Annotated in this window: 11 protein-coding genes; 8 read left to right on the top strand and 3 right to left on the bottom strand. The window is 58.5% G+C overall.

What is annotated here, in order from left to right:
* Nucleotides 1–238 precede the first annotated feature (238 nt).
* The 6 genes from LIY45_RS06530 (at nt 239) to moaE (ending at nt 8,451) form a co-directional block, all read left to right on the top strand.
* Nucleotides 239–1,363: a polysaccharide deacetylase family protein gene (locus LIY45_RS06530; protein WP_226475722.1), complete on the top strand. Its 1,125-nt coding sequence runs from the start codon at nt 239–241 to the stop codon at nt 1,361–1,363.
* 350 nt (nt 1,364–1,713) lie between these two features.
* The gene (locus LIY45_RS06525) at nt 1,714–3,108 is read left to right on the top strand and encodes a PhoH family protein (RefSeq protein WP_010170407.1); all 1,395 of its coding nucleotides are present in this window, start codon (nt 1,714–1,716) and stop codon (nt 3,106–3,108) included.
* Nucleotides 3,109–3,424: 316 nt separating this feature from the next.
* Entirely contained in the window at nt 3,425–7,159 is a 3,735-nt protein-coding gene (locus LIY45_RS06520) for an autotransporter serine protease (protein ID WP_226475721.1), read from the top strand.
* Between the two features lie 127 nt (nt 7,160–7,286).
* Nucleotides 7,287–7,760, top strand: coding sequence for a cyclic pyranopterin monophosphate synthase MoaC (gene moaC, locus LIY45_RS06515; protein ID WP_017480021.1), 474 nt, complete (start codon nt 7,287–7,289; stop codon nt 7,758–7,760).
* Nucleotides 7,757–7,999 carry a molybdopterin converting factor subunit 1 gene (gene moaD / locus LIY45_RS06510; RefSeq protein WP_017480022.1) on the top strand — a complete coding sequence of 81 codons (243 nt, stop codon included), beginning with the start codon at nt 7,757–7,759 and terminating at the stop codon, nt 7,997–7,999. Before moaC ends, moaD begins: the two co-directional genes overlap by 4 nt.
* Nucleotides 8,000–8,001: 2 nt before the next feature.
* Complete coding sequence (moaE, locus tag LIY45_RS06505; protein WP_017480023.1) at nt 8,002–8,451, top strand: molybdopterin synthase catalytic subunit MoaE; 450 nt, start codon at nt 8,002–8,004, stop codon at nt 8,449–8,451.
* Nucleotides 8,452–8,574: 123 nt separating this feature from the next.
* Here the strand turns inward: moaE and LIY45_RS06500 are convergent, their stop codons facing one another.
* Nucleotides 8,575–9,711 carry an FAD-binding oxidoreductase gene (locus LIY45_RS06500; protein ID WP_226475720.1) on the bottom strand — a complete coding sequence of 379 codons (1,137 nt, stop codon included), beginning with the start codon at nt 9,709–9,711 and terminating at the stop codon, nt 8,575–8,577.
* 365 nt (nt 9,712–10,076) lie between these two features.
* Here LIY45_RS06500 and LIY45_RS06495 point away from each other — a divergent pair, with 365 nt between their 5' ends.
* Nucleotides 10,077–11,033 (top strand): hypothetical protein, encoded by a 957-nt coding sequence (locus LIY45_RS06495; RefSeq protein ID WP_226475719.1) that lies wholly within the window; start codon nt 10,077–10,079, stop codon nt 11,031–11,033.
* Between the two features lie 62 nt (nt 11,034–11,095).
* A complete protein-coding gene (locus tag LIY45_RS06490) occupies nt 11,096–16,015 on the top strand; it encodes an RHS repeat-associated core domain-containing protein (RefSeq protein ID WP_226475718.1) in 4,920 nt (1,639 codons plus the stop codon).
* Between the two features lie 50 nt (nt 16,016–16,065).
* Here LIY45_RS06490 and rhlB read toward each other — a convergent pair whose 3' ends face one another.
* Nucleotides 16,066–17,541 (bottom strand): ATP-dependent RNA helicase RhlB, encoded by a 1,476-nt coding sequence (gene rhlB, locus LIY45_RS06485; RefSeq protein ID WP_226475717.1) that lies wholly within the window; start codon nt 17,539–17,541, stop codon nt 16,066–16,068.
* Nucleotides 17,542–17,637: 96 nt separating this feature from the next.
* Entirely contained in the window at nt 17,638–18,294 is a 657-nt protein-coding gene (locus tag LIY45_RS06480; protein ID WP_226475716.1) for an alpha/beta hydrolase, read from the bottom strand.
* Nucleotides 18,295–18,481: the final 187 nt, after the last annotated feature.

The raw sequence follows: 18,481 nt of genomic DNA, 5'->3' as shown, positions 1-18,481 counted from the left end.
GGAACCTCCTGTGATGCGCCAGTGCAGTTGACACGGGCGGCGATGCTAGGAAGTAGTGACCTGACTCTTCAATAGAGTGGCGCAAATCAAGAGCGCTCTTACCCGTACGAGTGCGGAGGGATGTCGGACTTTTCTGTACTGGCCGCCAGAGGGACGTTCAAGTCGAACCTCGCCCAATGGCATCCCGGCTGATGTGATCGGCTATAGTGCCCGACGACTCTGGAAAGGGAGACCCTTCGTGCGAATTGCGCTTTTACTGTCAGCCTGGCTCATCTGCCTGGGCGCCCAAGCCGCCCCCGTGGACGTCGCGACCCTGGACCGCGGCACCTGGCCCGAACGCCTCAGCAATCCCGCCCTGTTCGACGTCGCCTCACGCGCAGAAATCCTGATGTTCGCCCACACCCTGCTGGCCAGCGAAGCCCTCGACGAGCCCGCCCTCAAGCAGCGCCTTGGCCTGAAGATCATCAACCTGGCCTCCATCGACGACCTGCGCCGCCAACTGTGGCAACGGCTATTGGAAAACTACACCTTCGCCCAACAAAGCTGCGAACAGGACGCCTCCTTCTGCTACCTGGTGGAAAACATGGACGACCTGCGCGAACAAGCCGCCAAATTCGAAGTGAGCGACAACTCCTTCTATATAGGCTGGGCCGGCCCCAGTCGCGCATTCCACGAACGCTACCTCGATGAAGAATTGCGCAAGGCCGCCCTGTTCCCCCAGATCAGCAGCGAAATCGCCCGCTTCGGCGACCACGAACGCAACGGCGACGAGCTCAACGACCGGATGTTCCTGCTGACCTTCGACAGCGGCCCATCCCCCGTCAGCGGCAACACCGACTGGCTTACCGACTACCTGCGCAAACAGAAAATGCACAGCCTTTTCTTTGTGCTGGGCAACAGCCTGCAAACCCGCGTCGAGAAAAGCTCGGCCACCGATGTGCAGGCGCTGTACCAGGGCCAGTGCGTCGGCACCCAGGGTTGGCAATACCGCTCCCATAGCCACTGGGTCGACTGGCAGTCGTCCATCACCCGCAGCGCCTCTCTGGCCCAGAACCTGATGCCGGAAAATTACGTACCGCTGTTCCGCCCACCCTACGGCCAGCGCCGGTCCGACAGCCAGGGCTTCTTCCAGGCACAAGGGCTGCAAGTGGCGTTGTGGGACATTGATTCAGAAGACGAGCCCGGCAAGCTCAAGGCCGATGAATCGGCCAACCGCGTGCTCACGCTGATGCTGCTGTGGCGGCGCGGGGTGATCGTATTCCACGACACCCAGGACAAGGCACGCATCGCATTGCCCTGGCTTTTACACGCCACGGCAGAAAGTGGACTCGGCTGGCAGGATTGCCGGGAAGCGTTTCGCTGAAAAAATCACAAAGAGCCCGGCCCTGTTGGGGCTGAGGTTTTTTAGGGGAGAATTTGGGAGATATTTCGATACAGGCGGACTTCCGACTTTAACGGTGCAATGCCGGCTCGCCTAGTGCTATTCGTCATCCTGAAAAATAAACTTCAAAAAAGCGTCAAAGTGCTTTTTCCTGTCATGTGTTTTGCGGTATTACGAAGACAGACAGCCGAAACCTGCAACACAGGTGGCGTCTTCCAAGACACCTCTTGTGTGCACCGCACTTGACGCCACTCAAGTGCGTTCGACGGTCGAATCGAGGCGCAGCACTGTCGTGGTATTGCGTCGACTGGCTCCCACAAAGGTGACCGAGTATGGATGATCATGGACGTAACCCTTCTTCCGACCAGCCAATCCTTTATGTGCTTGATACCAACGTACTGATTCACGATCCAAACGCACTGCTTAACTTCGAAGAACACCACGTCGCCATCCCGATGATCGTGCTTGAGGAGCTCGACAAACTCAAAAGCGGGCACCACAGCGTTGCCGCCGAATGCCGCCAGGCCATCCGCCTGATCGACAAGACCCTCGGCGAAGCCTCCCCCGACGATGTCGAGGTGGGCGTACCGATCCAGCGTGGCAAAAGCGGGCCCAAGGGCTTGCTGTCGATTCTGATGAGCAAGCGCAGCGAGCCCAACAGCCTGCTGCCGGAAAATCTGAACGACAACAAAATCATCAACCAATTGATCGACCTGCACGCACGCGACAAGGACCTGCGCCTGGTGCTGGTGACCAAAGACATCAATATGCGCCTCAAGGCACGAGCGTGTGGGATCGCTGCCGAGGACTACAGTACCGACCAACTGGTCGACGACGTGTCGATGCTGTCCCGTGGTTATCACACCATGACCGGCTCGTTCTGGGATCGCGTCAGCAAGGTCGAAACCCGTCAGGACCATGGCCGCACCTGGCACCAGGTACAGCTGATCGACAACCTGCCGGCGGTGCACATCAACGAATTCATCATCGACGAACAGGGCTTTGTGGGCTGGATCAAAGAGATCCAGGTCGACAAGCTGCTGATCCTCGACCTGCATCAGGAACCCCTGTTGCACCAGGAAGCCTGGGGCCTGAAACCGCGTGATATCTACCAGAGCCTGGCGCTGTATGCCTTGCTTGATCCGGACATCCACCTGGTCAACCTGACCGGCGCCGCAGGTTCGGGGAAAACCATCCTCGCCCTGGCTGCCGCCATCGAACAGACCATGGTGACCAAGCGCTATCGCCGCATCATCGCCACCCGCAGCGTGCAGGGCCTGGACCAGGAAATCGGCTTCCTGCCCGGCACCGAAGCGGAAAAAATGGAGCCGTGGCTGGGGGCGATCACCGACAACCTCGAAGCCTTGCACATGGATGACGAAAACACCCATGGCAGCGTCGACTACATCCTCAGCAAAGTGCCGTTGCAGTTCAAATCCCTCAACTACATTCGAGGTCGCAGCTTCCAGCAAAGCCTGATTTTGATTGATGAATGCCAGAACCTGACGCCGCACCAGATGAAAACCATCATCACCCGTGCCGGCGCCGGTTCCAAAGTGGTGTGCCTGGGCAACCTGGCACAGATCGACACCCCTTACCTGTCCGCGACCAGCTCCGGGCTGACTTACCTGACGGAACGCTTCAAGGACTTCCCGAACGGCGTGCATATCGCCCTGCAAGGTGTCCCTCGCTCGATTCTGGCTGAATACGCAGAGTCGCATCTGTAAACACAACGGTCTTAACTGGTGGCTAAATGCCACGAACCACCCCGGATTTCTCACGAAGTCCGGGGTTTTTGCTGTGGGTGAAATTTGTTTTCCTTGACCTGCGTTTAGGTGCTTGTGGCGATTGTAATTATTTTGTTACATTTTTTGGCCGGCACAAAAAACAGAATAAGAACGACGCCGGGCCTCCGTCGGAAAACCGCCTCATCAATTCGACGACGCATTGGAGACCTCTTACGGGTTTCAGCGTGACCCTGCCTATTACAAAAAGCCCGATACATCGCTCATTGACGACGCACTTATCTAAAGGGAAAGGAACATGGACGTAGCAGGTAATGGCTCTACTTTGCCTCAGCGCAAAGGCACTGCAGGTTTCAAATCGATACCCCTCACACCCATCGCACTCGGATTGGCGCTATGGCTGGGGCAAGGTCCCATGGCCCGGGCGGATGACAGCAACCCCTACACGGCTCAGGTGCTGGAGTCGGCCTTCAGGAACGCGGTTGCTTCGTTTGGCCCCAACACCGATGTCTACAAGAACCTGCGGTTTGCCTACGCGGACATCGTTGACCTCGCGGCCAAGGACTTTGCCGCGCAGTCCGACAAGTTCGATTCGGCCCTCAAGCAACACTACGAACTGCAGCCGGAAAACCTGACGATTGGCGCGATGCTCGGCGACACCAAACGGCCGCTGGACTATGCCTCGCGTCTGGACTATTACCGCAGTCGGTTGTTCAGCAACAGCGGCCGTTACACCGCCGATATTCTCGATTTTTCCAAGGCCATCATCGCCAATCTGCCCGCCGCCAAGCCCTATGTCTATGTAGAACCGGGCGTCAGCAGCAACCTCAACGGGCAACTGAATGCCGGTCAATCCTGGGCGGGCGCTACACGTGACTGGAGCGCCAACGCGCAAACCTGGAAGACCCCGGAAGCCCAGGTCAACTCCGGCCTGGACCGCACCAATGCGTATTACGCCTATGCCTTGGGCATGACCGGCAAGGGCGTGAATGTCGGCGTGCTGGACTCCGGCATCCTCACCGAGCATTTCGAGTTCCAGGGCAAGAACGCCCAGGGCCAGGATCGGGTGCAGGCGGTGACGTCCACCGGTGAGTACTACGCCACCCATCCGCGCTATCTCCACGACACCCCGGATGGTGAGTTTCAAAAGGGCGAGCACTTCAGTATTTCCGGCGAGTACGACCCGGTCATCAACGACGGCCACGGCACGGAAATGTCCGGTGTATTGGGCGCCAGTCGCAACGGCACGGGCATGCATGGCATTGCCTTTGACGCAAACATCTTTGTGGCCAATACCGGCGGCACCGATGACAACCGTTTCCAGGGTTCCAATGACCTCGACTACAACGCCTTCATGGCCAGCTACAATGCCCTGGCCGCAAAGAATGTGTCCATCGTCAACCAGAGCTGGGGGCAAAACTCGCGCAACGACGTAGAGAACCACTTCGGCAATGTCGGCGACAGCGCGGCGGACAACTTGCGCGACATGACCGCCGCCTATCGCCCGTTCTGGGACAAGGCCCACGCCGGGCAGAAAACCTGGATGGACGCGATGGCCGACGCGGCGCGGCAAAACACCTTCATTCAGATCATCTCAGCGGGCAACGACAGCCACGGGGCCAACCCGGATACCAACGCCAACCTGCCGTTTTTCAAGCCCGACATCGAAGCCAAATTCCTTTCGATCACCGGTTACGACGAGACCAGCGCCCAGGTGTATAACCGCTGCGGCACCTCGAAGTGGTGGTGCGTGATGGGCGTTTCGGGGATTCCGTCCACCGGGCCCGAGGGTGAAATCATCCCCAATGCCAACGGCACATCCGCCGCCGCGCCGAGCGTTTCCGGTGCCCTGGCCCTGGTGATTCAGCGCTTCCCCTACATGACCGCCAGCCAGGCCCGCGATGTATTGCTCACCACCTCCAGCCTGCAAGCGCCGGACGGTCCGGACACGCCGGTGGGAGACCAGACCGGTGGCCGCACCTACGACAACCTGCAACCGGTGCACGATGCTGCGCCGGGTACGCCGCAAGTGCCCGGCGTGGTCAGCGGTTGGGGTTTGCCCAACCTGCAAAAAGCCATGCAGGGGCCGGGGCAGTTCCTCGGCTCGGTGGCGGTGGCATTGCCCACCGGTACTCGCGATATCTGGGCTAACCCGATTTCCGACGAGGCAATCCGCGCCCGTCGCTTGGAAGATGCCACCGAACAGGTGACCTGGACCGCCACCAAACAGCAAAAAGGTTGGCTCAACGGCTTGCCCGCTAATGCATCGGCGGACGATCAGTTTCAATACGAAATCGGCAGCGCGCGGGAGCAGGCGACGTTGGCACGCGGCAAGGACCTGCTCACCGGCAACACTTACGTCGGCAGCCTGGCCAAGTCCGGAGACGGTGAACTGGTGCTGGAAGGCCAGAACACCTATTCAGGCAGCACCTGGGTACGCGGCGGCAAGCTGTCGGTGGACGGCGCGTTGACCTCGGCTGTAACGGTGGATGGCAGCGCGGTGGGCACGGTGAGCGCAGATAACGGTGTGACCACCACCCAGGCCGGCACGCTGGCCGGCAACGGCACGGTGGGCGCCTTGATCGTCAACAACGGTGGCCGCGTGGCACCGGGGCATTCGATCGGCACGCTGCACACGGGCGACGTGACCTTCAACTCTGGCTCGGTGTACGCCGTAGAGGTTGGTCCGAACGGGCGAAGCGATCAGATTCAGAGCAGCGGCACCGCCACCCTCAATGGCGGTGTGGTCACCGTTTCCCTGGAGAACAGCCCCAATCTGCTGTCCGCCACCGAAGCCCGCAGCCTGCTGGGCCAGCAGTACAGCATCCTCAGCGCCAACCAAGGCATCAATGGCCAGTTTGCGACGATCTCACCCAACTACCTGTTTATCGGCACCCAGTTGAACTATCAGCCGAACCTGCTGAGCCTTGCGGTGGAGCGCAACCAGACGACCTTTGCCAGCGTCGCGCAAACCCGCAACGAACGCGCCGTGGCCACGGCAGTGGAGACCTTGGGCAACGGCAGCCCCGTGTATGAAAGCCTGCTGGCGTCAGACTCGGTGGCCCAGGCGCGGGACGCGTTCAAGCAACTCTCGGGGCAACTGCACTCGGATGTGGCGGCGGCGCAAATGGCCGACAGTCGTTACATTCGCGAAGCCGTCAACGGCCGTCTGCAACAGGCTCAGGCACTGGATTCCAGTGCGCAGATCCAGGCCAGCGACAACGGTGGCTGGGTGCAACTGCTGGGCGGTCGCGATAACGTCAGTGGTGACAACAACGCCAGTGGCTACTCCTCGTCCACCAGCGGTGTGCTGCTCGGCCTGGACACTGAGGTCGGCGACGGCTGGCGTTTGGGCGCAGCGACCGGCTATACCCAGAGTCATCTCAATGGCGACGCCTCGGCATCGGCAGACAGCGATAACTATCACCTGTCGGTCTACGGCGGTAAACGCTTCGAGGCCGTCGCTCTGCGCTTGGGCGGCGCCACCACCTGGCACCGTATCGACAGCTCGCGGCGAGTGGCTTACGCCAACCAGTCGGACTACGACAAGGCCGACTACAGTGCTCGCACCGATCAGGTGTTCGGCGAAATCGGCTACACCCAATGGGCGTTTGTCGAGCCCTTCGCCAACCTGACTTACCTGAACTACCAAAGCAATTCGTTCAAAGAGAAAGGCGGCGCCGCGGCCGTGCATGCCAGTAAGCAAAGCCAGGACGCCACGCTCTCGACGTTGGGTCTGCGTGCGCATACCCAATTGCCGGTCAGCTCCACCTCGGCCGTGACGTTGCGCGGTGAACTGGGCTGGGAGCATCAGTTGGGGGATACCGACCGTGAGGCCTCGCTGAAATTTGCCGGCAGCGACACTGCGTTTGCCGTCAACAGCGTGCCGGTAGCCCGTGATGGAGCAGTCATCAAGGCCAGTGCGGAGATGGCCTTGACCAAGGACACGCTGGTGTCCTTGAGCTACAGCGGTCTGCTGTCCAACCGGGGCAATAACAACGGGATCAATGCCGGATTTACCTTCCGCTTCTAACGCCGCATTGTTGCCTGTGAGGGGGCGCACCGAGGGATCAGTGCGCCCCTTTATTCATGGGATAAACAGCCCTGCGCAAAATTGACTCACAGGTTTACAATTGCCGCTCCTGATCAGGAGTATCCCTGTGCTGACTCATCTCGATTCCCAAGGTCGCGCCCATATGGTCGACGTCACTGAAAAAGCCGTGACGTTCCGTGAAGCCGTGGCCGAAGCGCGGGTGCGCATGTTGCCCGAGACCTTGAAAATGATTGTCGACGGCGCCCACCCCAAGGGCGACGTGTTTGCCGTGGCCCGCATCGCCGGGATCCAGGCAGCAAAGAAGACCAGTGACCTGATTCCCCTGTGCCACCCGCTGATGCTCACCGGGGTCAAGGTTGAACTCAGCGCCGATGGCCTGGACGCGGTGCACATCATCGCCCGCTGCAAACTCTCCGGCCAGACCGGCGTGGAGATGGAAGCGCTGACCGCGGCCAGCGTCGCCGCCCTGACGATCTACGACATGTGCAAGGCCGTGGACCGTGGCATGACCATCGAAACCATTCGGCTGCTGGAAAAACTCGGCGGCAAGAGCGGGCATTTCAAGGCGGACCAGGCATGAGCATCAACGTACTGTTTTTTGCGCGCTACCGTGAAGCCGTGGACCTGGACTCGCTGGAGGTTGAAGGCGAATTCGCCACGATCGACGCCGTGCGCCAGGCCTTGGCTGGCGACCCCGGCTTTGAAGTGCTCAACGAAACCGGCTTGATGTGCGCCCGTAACGAAGAGCTGTGTTCGCTGGATGAGCCGCTCGTTGATGGCGACGAAGTGGCATTCTTCCCGCCCGTGACCGGAGGCTGACCATGGCGATTCGGGTGCAGGCCGAGGCGTTTGATCCCGGTGCCGAGGTTAATGCGATGCATGCGGCCAATGCGGGCGTGGGCGCGGTGGTGAGTTTTGTCGGCTATGTGCGTGACTTCAATGATGGCCTGGATGTGGCGGGGATGTTCCTCGAACACTATCCGGGCATGACTGAAAAAGCCCTCGGCAAAATCGCCGTGGAGGCCGAGCAACGCTGGCCGCTGCTCAAGCTGGAAGTGCTGCACCGCATCGGCGCCCTGGAGCCGGGTGAACCGATCGTGTTCGTGGCGGCGGCCAGTGCCCATCGTCAGGCGGCGTTCGATGCTTGCGCGTTCGTGATGGACTACCTGAAGACGCGGGCGCCGTTCTGGAAGAAGGAAAACACGAGCGAAGGGCCGCGCTGGGTGGAAGGGCGCGACAGCGATCACGCTGCTGCCGACCGCTGGAAATAACGGCGCGTGTGGTGAGGGAGCTTGCGGTGGCGAGGGAGCTTGCTCCCGCTGGGCTGCGTAGCGGCCCCAAAAAAGCGGGAGCGCTACGCACTCCAGTGGGAGCAAGCTCCCTCGCCACTGGGGTCAGGTCGAGGCTTGCAGCCGGTGGGGCGACAGCATCGCTTCGGTCAATCCGAACGCCGCCAATGCATCCGGCAACGGCTTCCCGCGCACCAGCGCCGCACTGGCCTGGCCCATGGCCGGTGAGGTCTGAATCCCATAGCCGCCCTGAGCCGCAATCCAGAACAATCCCTCCACCTGTGGATCGAACCCGCAGACCAGGTCACCATCGCTGACGAAACTGCGCAGCCCGGCCCAAGTCCGTGCGGGGCGGCGGATGGTCAGGGTGGTGGCTTCTTCGATGTGATAGATGCCCGTGGCAATGTCCAGCTCTTCCGGCTGCACATCGTGTGGCTCTACCGGGTCGGCATTGGCCGGTGAGCCGAGGAACATGCCGGCGTCGGGTTTCATATAGAACGAGCCGTCGAGAGCGGCCAGCTCCGGCCATGCGTGGGTGTTCAATTCGGCAGGCGGGGCGAAGACGAAAGCGCTGCGGCGCTTGGGTTGCAGGCCGATTTTCTGTGCACCGGCCAACTCACCGATGTGATCGGCCCAGGCGCCGGCGGCGTTGATGATCACCGGGGTGCTGAAGTGCTGTTGCGCGGTGCGCACCTGCCACAGTCCTTGAGCGTCACGGGTCAGTTTCTGCACATCGTTGTCGGTATGGATTTCACCGCCATTGCGCCGAATGCCACGCAAGTAGCCCTGATAGAGCGCATCGGTATCGATGTCACAGACGGTCGGGTCGTAGATCCCGCCATGGACTTTTTCCCGGCGCAGGATCGGCATCATGACCATCGACTCCTCGACGTCGAGCAGTCGCGTTTCCGGCACCAGGGCTTTGGCGCTCAGGTAATGGCGCTGCAGCTCATCGGGATCGCCGGTAAAGTCCACTAACAATTCACCGCGAGGGGTGAGCAGCGAGTGCTCGGCAAAGCCCGCTGGCGGGTTATCGAAGAAGGTGCGGCTGCCGAGGGTCAGTGCGCGCACCTGGGGTGTGCCGTAGGCGGCGATGTACAGGGCGGCGGAGCGGCCGGTGGAGTGGTAGCCCGGCATCGACTCGCGCTCCAGCACAATGACGCGGGCATGGTGTGACAGCCAGTAGCCGGCGGATGCGCCAGCGATGCCACCGCCGATGATGAGGTAGTCGGCCAGGTTCATGTGTTCCTCCTTGAGTTTGAAAGTGCTGAAATCAAATGTGCAGGCTTGCTCGCTTCTACACAAGCCCGCCTTCACGTTTTGATCTTCGTTGATTTTACGGGCTCAGTAGGCACGGGGCGCCTCTGAATAGAAGAACATGCTGCAGAACTCCACGTCCCGGCGGTGGACACGATTGCGGGGTAAATATAAGTAAGGCATAAGCAATACTTTCTTATTTCTTAAATAACTTAAAAAGCTTGTTCTACTGTCAGATTTGACAGTAGAGCAGGATCTTTTTTGGGTTTTAACTAGTGATGTCGATGTATACACATTACTGACAAGGCTTGTGCTGAAACTATTGTGGGCGCGGTCTTATGGAGGTTGAAATGGCTGCAGGTGATGTTCACGTAAAAACAATTGAAATCGCCCTGCCCAGTGGGCAGTTGCACACTAATGCACTCTATAAAAATGGTCGCCACCAGTGTAGGGTTAATTTATTGGTCGTCAAAGAGGTTGAGCAACAGGACGGAACCTGGAAGGACGTGCCTTTAAGTAAAGAAGAAACTTACAGTGCAACCGTTACGGCGTTTGGAGGTCCCAGTCTACCGCTACCCTCTGGCTGGAGTTGTGATCATGATAAGAATAAGTATGACACGGGACTCAGGACTTTTGGTTCAGAACCATCAGCTGAAATTATACCTGCCCCGGTTGTAGCTCCCATTGAGCTTATTCCTCGTTACTTGCGCTGTAGTCCCGGTACGCCTTCCGATACTCAACGCTTTATGGGGTCTATTGTCGTGGGAGGAAAGGTGTATACGACTAATTCCAATAATCGGACTTATGTGGAGATTACGCCTGTTACCCCGTATGTCTTGAAAGCCTCGGACCTAACTCTTTATATGGATGCTGATGCCTATGCCTTCGGAGGAAGTAAGGGGGTTGATGTTGATGTTTATTACTACACGCCTCCCAGCGGTATTACGTTTCTCGATAACCTTGGGCTACTTAATCCTGTGCCAGTCAATAACGAAGGTCAGGCTTTCGAAACGTCGTATGTTTGGCATGTGGGGAACCATGGTATTCGAATGAAGGGTGGCGTGATTCGTGCTTCATCTGGTGCGGGTTTACGGATGGATATGGTTCAGCGAGGCGTTACCGGGAGTCCGAGCATACGCTTCAGTATGAGACCTACCATTATGCGGGCTATTAGATTCAGAGGATGGATCGATACTAGAGATGGCGATAATAATAGCCCTTGGCGCTTATGGGATAACTTTGGCTGTGAACATGTATTTTATATTGGCTGGCTTGATGATAGAAATGTCCTTCAGTTGAGAAGCTAGATTGAAACCAAGGGTTCGCAGGTTCGTGCTGCTATTTTTGTTTAGAATGGACTTTTATAATTATGAATGTCTACTCCAACGCATTTAACTTTAGTTCCCATTTGAATGGGGCGGTTGATTTGCGAACCGGTCAGTACGGTTGTGTAATTCATCTCGCAACCCTGGTTCCAAGAGGACCGCTTGAGGTGAGCCGTGATCTAACGCTCTCGTTTTCTATGTTGAACTCATCGGGTTCAGGTCATTATGGTGCAGGCTGGCGCATGAGTAACACCGAGTTCGACCCAAGTCGCTCAAGCTTGACGTTGCTCACGGGAGAGCAATTTCAAACTCAGAGCTTGCCGTCTGTGGGACGCACGCTGGTGATCAAGGATCGCAAACTTCAGGACGTGGTGGTTAAGCGAGTGGCCGAGGCCATGCTTCATGTAATCTACAAGGATGGTACCGTCGAAGAATTGGGTCGCCCCAGCAGCTCCGGCCCCTACAAGATCACTGCTATCCAGTTTGAAAACGGCGATCGTTTGAATTTCCGTTACCAGGGCGGTGGCCCGTTGGAGCGAGTATTCAACGGGGCGGGGGAAGATTTGCTGTTACTGACTTATATCAACGCCAGATTGGTAACGGCTGATGTGCGGGTCGACGGCGGACGTTATGCGCGTACACGATTCTCCTATGCGGGAAGTAACAGTCAGTTGGTCAGCGTCACTGCACCCTATGAGAGTACGCAGGATTCTGGTGTTCCTGCCTATGAGTTTGTTTACCGTACGCCGTTTCGCAATGGCCTGATCCCCATCACGGAGGTCAAGTCGCCCATGGGAGGGACTGAGTTAATCAGCTATGAAGAGAATGGCTTTCAATATGGAAACAATCAGTACATTCCAAGAGTGCTGAGCTGGCGGCAAACCCCAGGCGCCTACCAGCCGTCGATGATGAGGAGGTACAACTACAGCCCTGGAAAAAACTTCACTGGATTTCCCTTTAATAATGGCTTTGTGGAAGGAGAAGACAATCTTTACCGGATCGGCGGTGACTATGATTACTGGACGGAAGAAACTTGCAACGACATCGCCAATAACGACGCCGTGTTGAGCACTTGTCGCACCACCTATAACAAGTTTCACCTGATGACTGAGGAACAGGTTCTGCGTGAAGGAACCCGGACAACCACGACTGTTACCTATAACATGGTTCCCGGGCTTTTTCCGGCACAGCCGGCGAACCTTCAACTACCCAGGCTCATCACCACACGCTACGCGCTGGTCGCAGGTGGTACGCCCAGGGAGGTGACGACCGCTATCGAGACGGACGACTATGGCAACGAACTCAGCCGCACCGAGGCTTCCGGTGTGCGCACTGAGTACAGCTACTACCCGATTGCCGGCGAAAGCGGCAAATGCCCGGCCGACCCGCACAATTTGTTCCAGCGCTACCTCAAGCAAGAGCGATTGGTGCCGGTGGGAAGTGCGCCTGCGGCCCGGCTCACGGAATACACGTATGTCCGTTTACCGCAGACAGGCAGCACTTATTTCGTACTCCAGGAATCCACCAAACAGACGGGCGTATTTGAAACCAGGCAAACCTACTACGACACGCCCGTGATGTTGGCTGGCCGGCTGAAAACCTCCACCAGCACTGTCGACGGGCAGGTGTTGGTCAGTGATTTCAGTTATACCGTCTCGGGGGACTCCCTGGTCGAAACCCGGCGCCTGAAAGGGCGCGAGGGGCAGTGGCTTGAAGCGGTACGCACCCTTTCGCTGGCCAATCGACGCCTGTTGTCGATGACGCGAGACGGCGGTAGCGCACTGGCCCTGACATACGATGTCAATGGCCGCTTGACGTCGGAAACGGTTTCCCCCGGCACGCCACAGCAAGCGGTACGCAGTTATGCCTATCATTTTTCGACGCCGACCAAACGTGCCCATCTGATCACTACCGATGCGCAAGGTAACAAGGCAATCACCTATTTTGATGGTGTCGGACGACAGGTCGCCGAAGCGGAGTTGCTTGGCTCGAACCAGGAGCAAGAGCGTAACACTGCAACCTGGGGGTATGACGCGCTTGGGCAAACCGTGGAAGAGGTCCATTTCGACTATGTGGGCAACAAGATAATCTCGGCGAAAAGCACCTATGTCTTTAGCCGATGGGGCAACGCCAGTCGTATCATCCGACCCGACGGCAGCGTAACGATCAATGAATACGATCCGCTGCTTAATCTTACCGAGGAGGGCGTTGTCGGCGGTGAGCGACTGACGACTTATTTCAATGCGCAAAACCTGCCGATCAAGGTGGAACGACTGGATGCCAACAACAATAAAGTTGAAATCGAGTCCCGCACCTACGATGGCTTGGGTCGTTGCCTGACGGCAGTGGATATCAATAAAACTTCCACCGAGTGGAGTTACGATGCGTTCGACCGGGTTGTGACCACTCTCCAAAAACCAGTTGACGGCACGCCGCAACGGCTACGTAAAACTGACTACGCTGCGGGTACCAGCGGTGAGTTGATCAGCGGCTTCGCGGTCGACAATAGACCGCTGGGGACGCGTAGCTATGACAGCCTGGGTCGAATGACAAGCCAGGCGCGAGGGACGGGGCCGATCACTTCATGGGAGTACGAAGCAGGGTGGATAGAGCCCGTCGCCATGGTTTCTCCACGTGGGGGGCGTCAGAGTCTGACCTACGACAAAGAGTTGGATGTGCCGACCCGGATTGAGATGACGGGACAGCCGTTGAGCACGTACCAGCATGACCCGGTTACCGGAGCATTGAAGCGTTCGGAGAGTAACGGTCTGATCCATGAGTTTTTCCTGGACGCCAACGGCCATCCGGAGAAAGAAGTTCAAACTGCCAATGCCACCTCCTTGAGCACCCAGTACGGCTTTTCCCCCGGCGGGCTCCTGCTGAATCAGACTTCACTCGACGGTCAGCACAGCGAGTTCGAGTACGATGCCTTTGGACGGTTTTCAAAAATGATCAGCGGCCCCATGGTTGTCGAACAGACCTACGACACGTTGGGCCGCCCGCAAAATCTCACGACCTCTTTTGACAGGACTGAGGTCATCACCAAGGTGTCCTACGATTCACTGGGGCGTGAGAGCGAACGCCGGTTTGAGCAAAACGGCACGCTGCTGAATGTGATGACCAGCACTTATCACGTCAACAGTATGCTGGCGAGCCGCGTACTCAAGGATTCAGGCTCACGAGAGCTGATCAACGAGCGCTACACCTATGATGCCTTCCTGCGGCTAAAGACCTATCGCTGCGAGGGGCTTGAACACCCCCGGGATCATCTGGGCCGTGGCATCGTCGCGCAGGATTTCACCTTTGACAGCCTCAATAACATTACTTCGGTCGTGACCGTGTTTGCCGACGGTACGGCGGACACCTGCGAGCGTTTTTTCACCGGTAATGATCCTACTCAATTGACCCGTTTGACCCACACTTTGCCGGCGCAGGATATTACCCTCGCTTATGATGCGGCCGGCAACCTGCAGGCGAGTCCAGGCGGCCAGGCCTATACGTTCAACGGGTTCGAGCAACTGACCGAAGTGCACGCCGATGCGCTCAAGTACAGCTATCAGTACGATGCCGAGTCCCGGCAGGTGCTCGCGTCGCGGGCTAATGAGCCGCCGGTGATGCTGGCGTATGCCGGTGAAAGTCTCGATATGCTGGTTGAAGGCGACAAGAAGATTCGCTATGTCTACGGCGTGGATGAGGCTGTGATGTGCACGGGGGGGACGGATTCGCCTCAACTGTATATGAACGATGCCAGCGGTAGCGTGCGCGGTACATCGACGCCGGGCCAGGCTCCCTTATGGCGTCACTACACGCCTTTCGGCGATACGAAGCTTCCTCTGGATGATGGCAAGGTCCGCAGTATGGCCGATCTGCAAGTGCCCGCGTTCAACGGCCAGCGCCTGGATGCGGCGGTCAATCTCTACTTCCTGGGCAACGGTCAGCGTGCTTACAATCCTGACCTGATGGTGTTTCTGCAGCCTGATCCGCTAAGCCCTTTTGATGAGGGAGGAATCAACAGCTATGCCTATTGTGCCGGTAACCCGATCAACCTCGCCGACCCTAGCGGGTTGTGGCCCACGTGGTTGAAGTGGGCGTTGACCGGAACTGCACTGGCGCTTTCGGTCGTAACGTTTGGGTTCGGAGCTGTCAGTCTCGCGGCAGCGGTAGGAGCATTAGGAGTGGCGACAAAGTCAGTGGCCTTGGGTTTAGCCGCTACGGTCGCGACTGCGGGAGCGGTGGCAGCGCCAGCGGCTGCCGGAGGTTTGGCGGCCACGGCGACAGCCTTTGCAACGTCTGCGCTTGCGGCTGCGGTTGCGACTGCTGCGGCTGTGGCTGCGGCTGGGACTTTTACGACCGGCATGACTATCGCGTCCAAGGCAGCGCTTACCACCGGTGCGGGACTTGGGATTGTCAGCGGAACGCTGAGTAGTGCAGCGATGGGGGTCGCCGCAGTCGACAAGGCAAAGGGTTGGGACCGTTCGAGCGTCATCAATCAATTGGGGGTGGCGTCGCTGGCGTTCTCTATCGCTTCATTAGCAGTGAGTGTGTTTGGCGCTTATACCTCGGCTCATATGGCCTATAACTCTGCTGCCGCAAAATTTACCGGCATCGGCAAATTAGACCAGACCCCTATCGGCGCCGCGTTAAACACAGCGTATAGGCGCATGATTGGCCTGACCTACAAGTTTACCGACAAAGGCGTTACCCCATTGAGCCAAGCTTTTGGGGGCACGAGGGCAGTGTTGAGATTTACCAACCTTGGCAGATCGATCGAAAGTAGAACCAAGTCGTCAGCCGCACGCTCACCTGGGAGGGGCGGGGGAGACAGTTCCGCTCAGCCTCAATCGCAAGCCACGATCAGCCGGTTCGTCGACACGCCAACCAGTAGTTCCGGCTATTACCAATCGTTCAGAGACGAGACGTCGCGTATCCGTCAGCCCATCATGGGGGAGCTGTATGGCGGATAGTCTGGTAGTTGGTTGTCTGCGGAGCGGGCAAGCCCGCTTCGCTTTCCAGCCTAAGGGCGCTTGCGCTCCACCGGACGCAATAAATGCGTCGGCGGCGTTTCGCAGCTGATCTTGCGGCCCAGCAAGGTTTCGATCGACGGCAGCTGGTACGAATCGTCTTCACCGGCAAAGCTGATGGACACGCCCGCCGCACCGGCGCGGCCGGTACGGCCAATCCGGTGCACGTAGTCGTCCGGCACTTCCGGCAGGGTGAAGTTGATCACGTGGCTGATGCCATCGATGTGAATCCCGCGCCCGGCCACGTCGGTGGCCACCAGCACGCGAATCTTGCCTTCGCGGAAACCTTCCAGGGTCTTGATGCGCTTGTGCTGCGGCACGTCGCCGGACAGTTGCGCGGCGTTCACCCCATCACGCACCAGGCGTTCTTCGATGCGTCGCACTTCGTCCTTGCGGTTGGCAAACACCATGACCCGCTCCCAACCGTTGTCGTTGACCAGGTTGTAGAGCAGCTTGTATTTGTCGGCACCGGCCACGGCATAGATGTGCTGTTCGACGTTCTCGCTGGCAACGTTGAGTGCCTCGATCTCGACGATGGACGGGTCAGTGGTCCACTGCTTGGCGAGGTTCATCACGTCTTCGGTGAAGGTCGCGGAGAACAGCAGGGTCTGGCGTTCGTTTTTCGGCGGGGTCTGGCGAATGATCTGACGCACTTGTGGGATGAAACCCATGTCGAGCATGCGGTCGGCTTCGTCCAGCACCATCACTTCGACCATGTCCAGGTGCACGTCGCCCCGCTGGTTGAAGTCCAGCAAGCGGCCCGGTGTGGCCACCAGGATGTCGCAGTGGCGCGCTTCCAGGTGCTTGAGCTGCTTGTCGAAGTCCATGCCACCGACAAACGTCATGACGTTGAGGCCGGTGTATTTGGTCAGGTCGGCGGCGTCCTTGGCGATCTGTACCACCAGCTCCCGGGTCGGGGCGATGATCAGGGCCCGTGGCTCACCCATATAGCGCTCTTTCGGCGGCGGGGTTTGCAGCAACTGGGTGATGATCGAGATCAGGAAGGCCGCGGTCTTGCCGGTGCCGGTCTGGGCGCGACCGATGGCGTCTTTGCCGGCGAGGGTGAAGCCCAGCACTTGCGCCTGGATCGGCGTGCAGTACGGGAAACCCAGGTCCTGGATGGCGTGCATCAGTTCCGGGGCGAGCTTGAAATCATGAAAGCGGGTTTTGCCTTCCTGGGGTTCGACGGCGAAGTCTTCCAGTTTCCAGGGAGTCACCACAGGTTTGGGCGCGCGTTCACGGCGCGGCTTTTCCTGGCGTGGTTTGTCGGCGAGTGGTTCTTCAGCGACGTTAACCGTGGCGGGTGTGGTCACCGGCTCTTTTTTTGGCGAGGCTACAGGTGCGGTCCGGCCAGGCTGCTGGCCGTCATTGCGGCTGCCTTGAACGTGGGCGGGGGCACTGGAACCTGGCGCGAGCTGCTCAGCCTCGCTTTTACCGAACATCTTCTTGAGTGCTTTGAGCACGGTCATCTCATCAATTGGTTAAGGAATGTACGCCGGCCAGTGTAATGCAAGAATCGGGCGCGGCGTAGTGCGTTGGTCATGCGGCTACACAATGGGTGGATTTCAGCCCAGACGGGCGGCCAACCAGACACGGATATCCTGTATCTCCTGAGGTAACACTTCGTGGCCCATTGGGTATTCCTGCCATGTGGCGGTGACACCGCGCGACTTCAAATGCTCATAGGCGCTGCGACCCATGGCGTTCTGCACCACGTCGTCGTATTGGCCGTGCAGGCACAGCACCGGAATCCGTTGCTGGCTGGCCGACAATTCCAGTTCATCACCAAAGGTGGGAGCGTAGGTGGAGAGGGCAATTACGCCACCCAATGCGCCCTGCCATTTCAAGAACGCGGTGTGGAACACCACGGCGCCACCCTGGGAAAAACCGGCAAGGAAAATCCGCGAGGCGTCTATCCCGGTGCTTTTTTGTTCCTTGATCAGGTCAGTGACCATTTTTGCCGAGGCTTCCAGTTCCTCAATGCTGATCGAGCGCGCCGGGCTCATGGCCTTGATGTCGTACCAACTCGGCATCTCATAGCCGCCGTTAATGGTCACCGGGCGCGTCGGCGCCTGGGGCAGGACAAAGCGCGTCGACAGGAGTTTTTGCTGCAGGGTTTCAGCCACCGGCAGGAAGTCGTAGCGATCGGCACCCAGGCCATGCAACCAGATTACGCAGGCGTCTGCGGGCTTGGCGGGCTGAAGAATCAAGGGTTCGGTCATGTCTGCTCCATATATGTGCGTGCGCTCCGATTGAGTGCATCGGAACGGTGCGCGACGGGTTGATCTGTTAAGAGAATGTCGCAAGGTTGAATCTTTTGCTCTTGACCATGGGCTGAAACGACTCAGCCGCCAGTCTGGTACGGGGCTTGCTATGTGAAACTCGATGTCAAGGCTCACCCCAGGCGGT

This window comes from Pseudomonas sp. MWU16-30323 (assembly GCF_020515595.1).
GTDB classification, from domain to species: domain Bacteria; phylum Pseudomonadota; class Gammaproteobacteria; order Pseudomonadales; family Pseudomonadaceae; genus Aquipseudomonas; species Aquipseudomonas yamanorum.
This window is presented reverse-complemented; position numbering and strand designations above follow the sequence as displayed.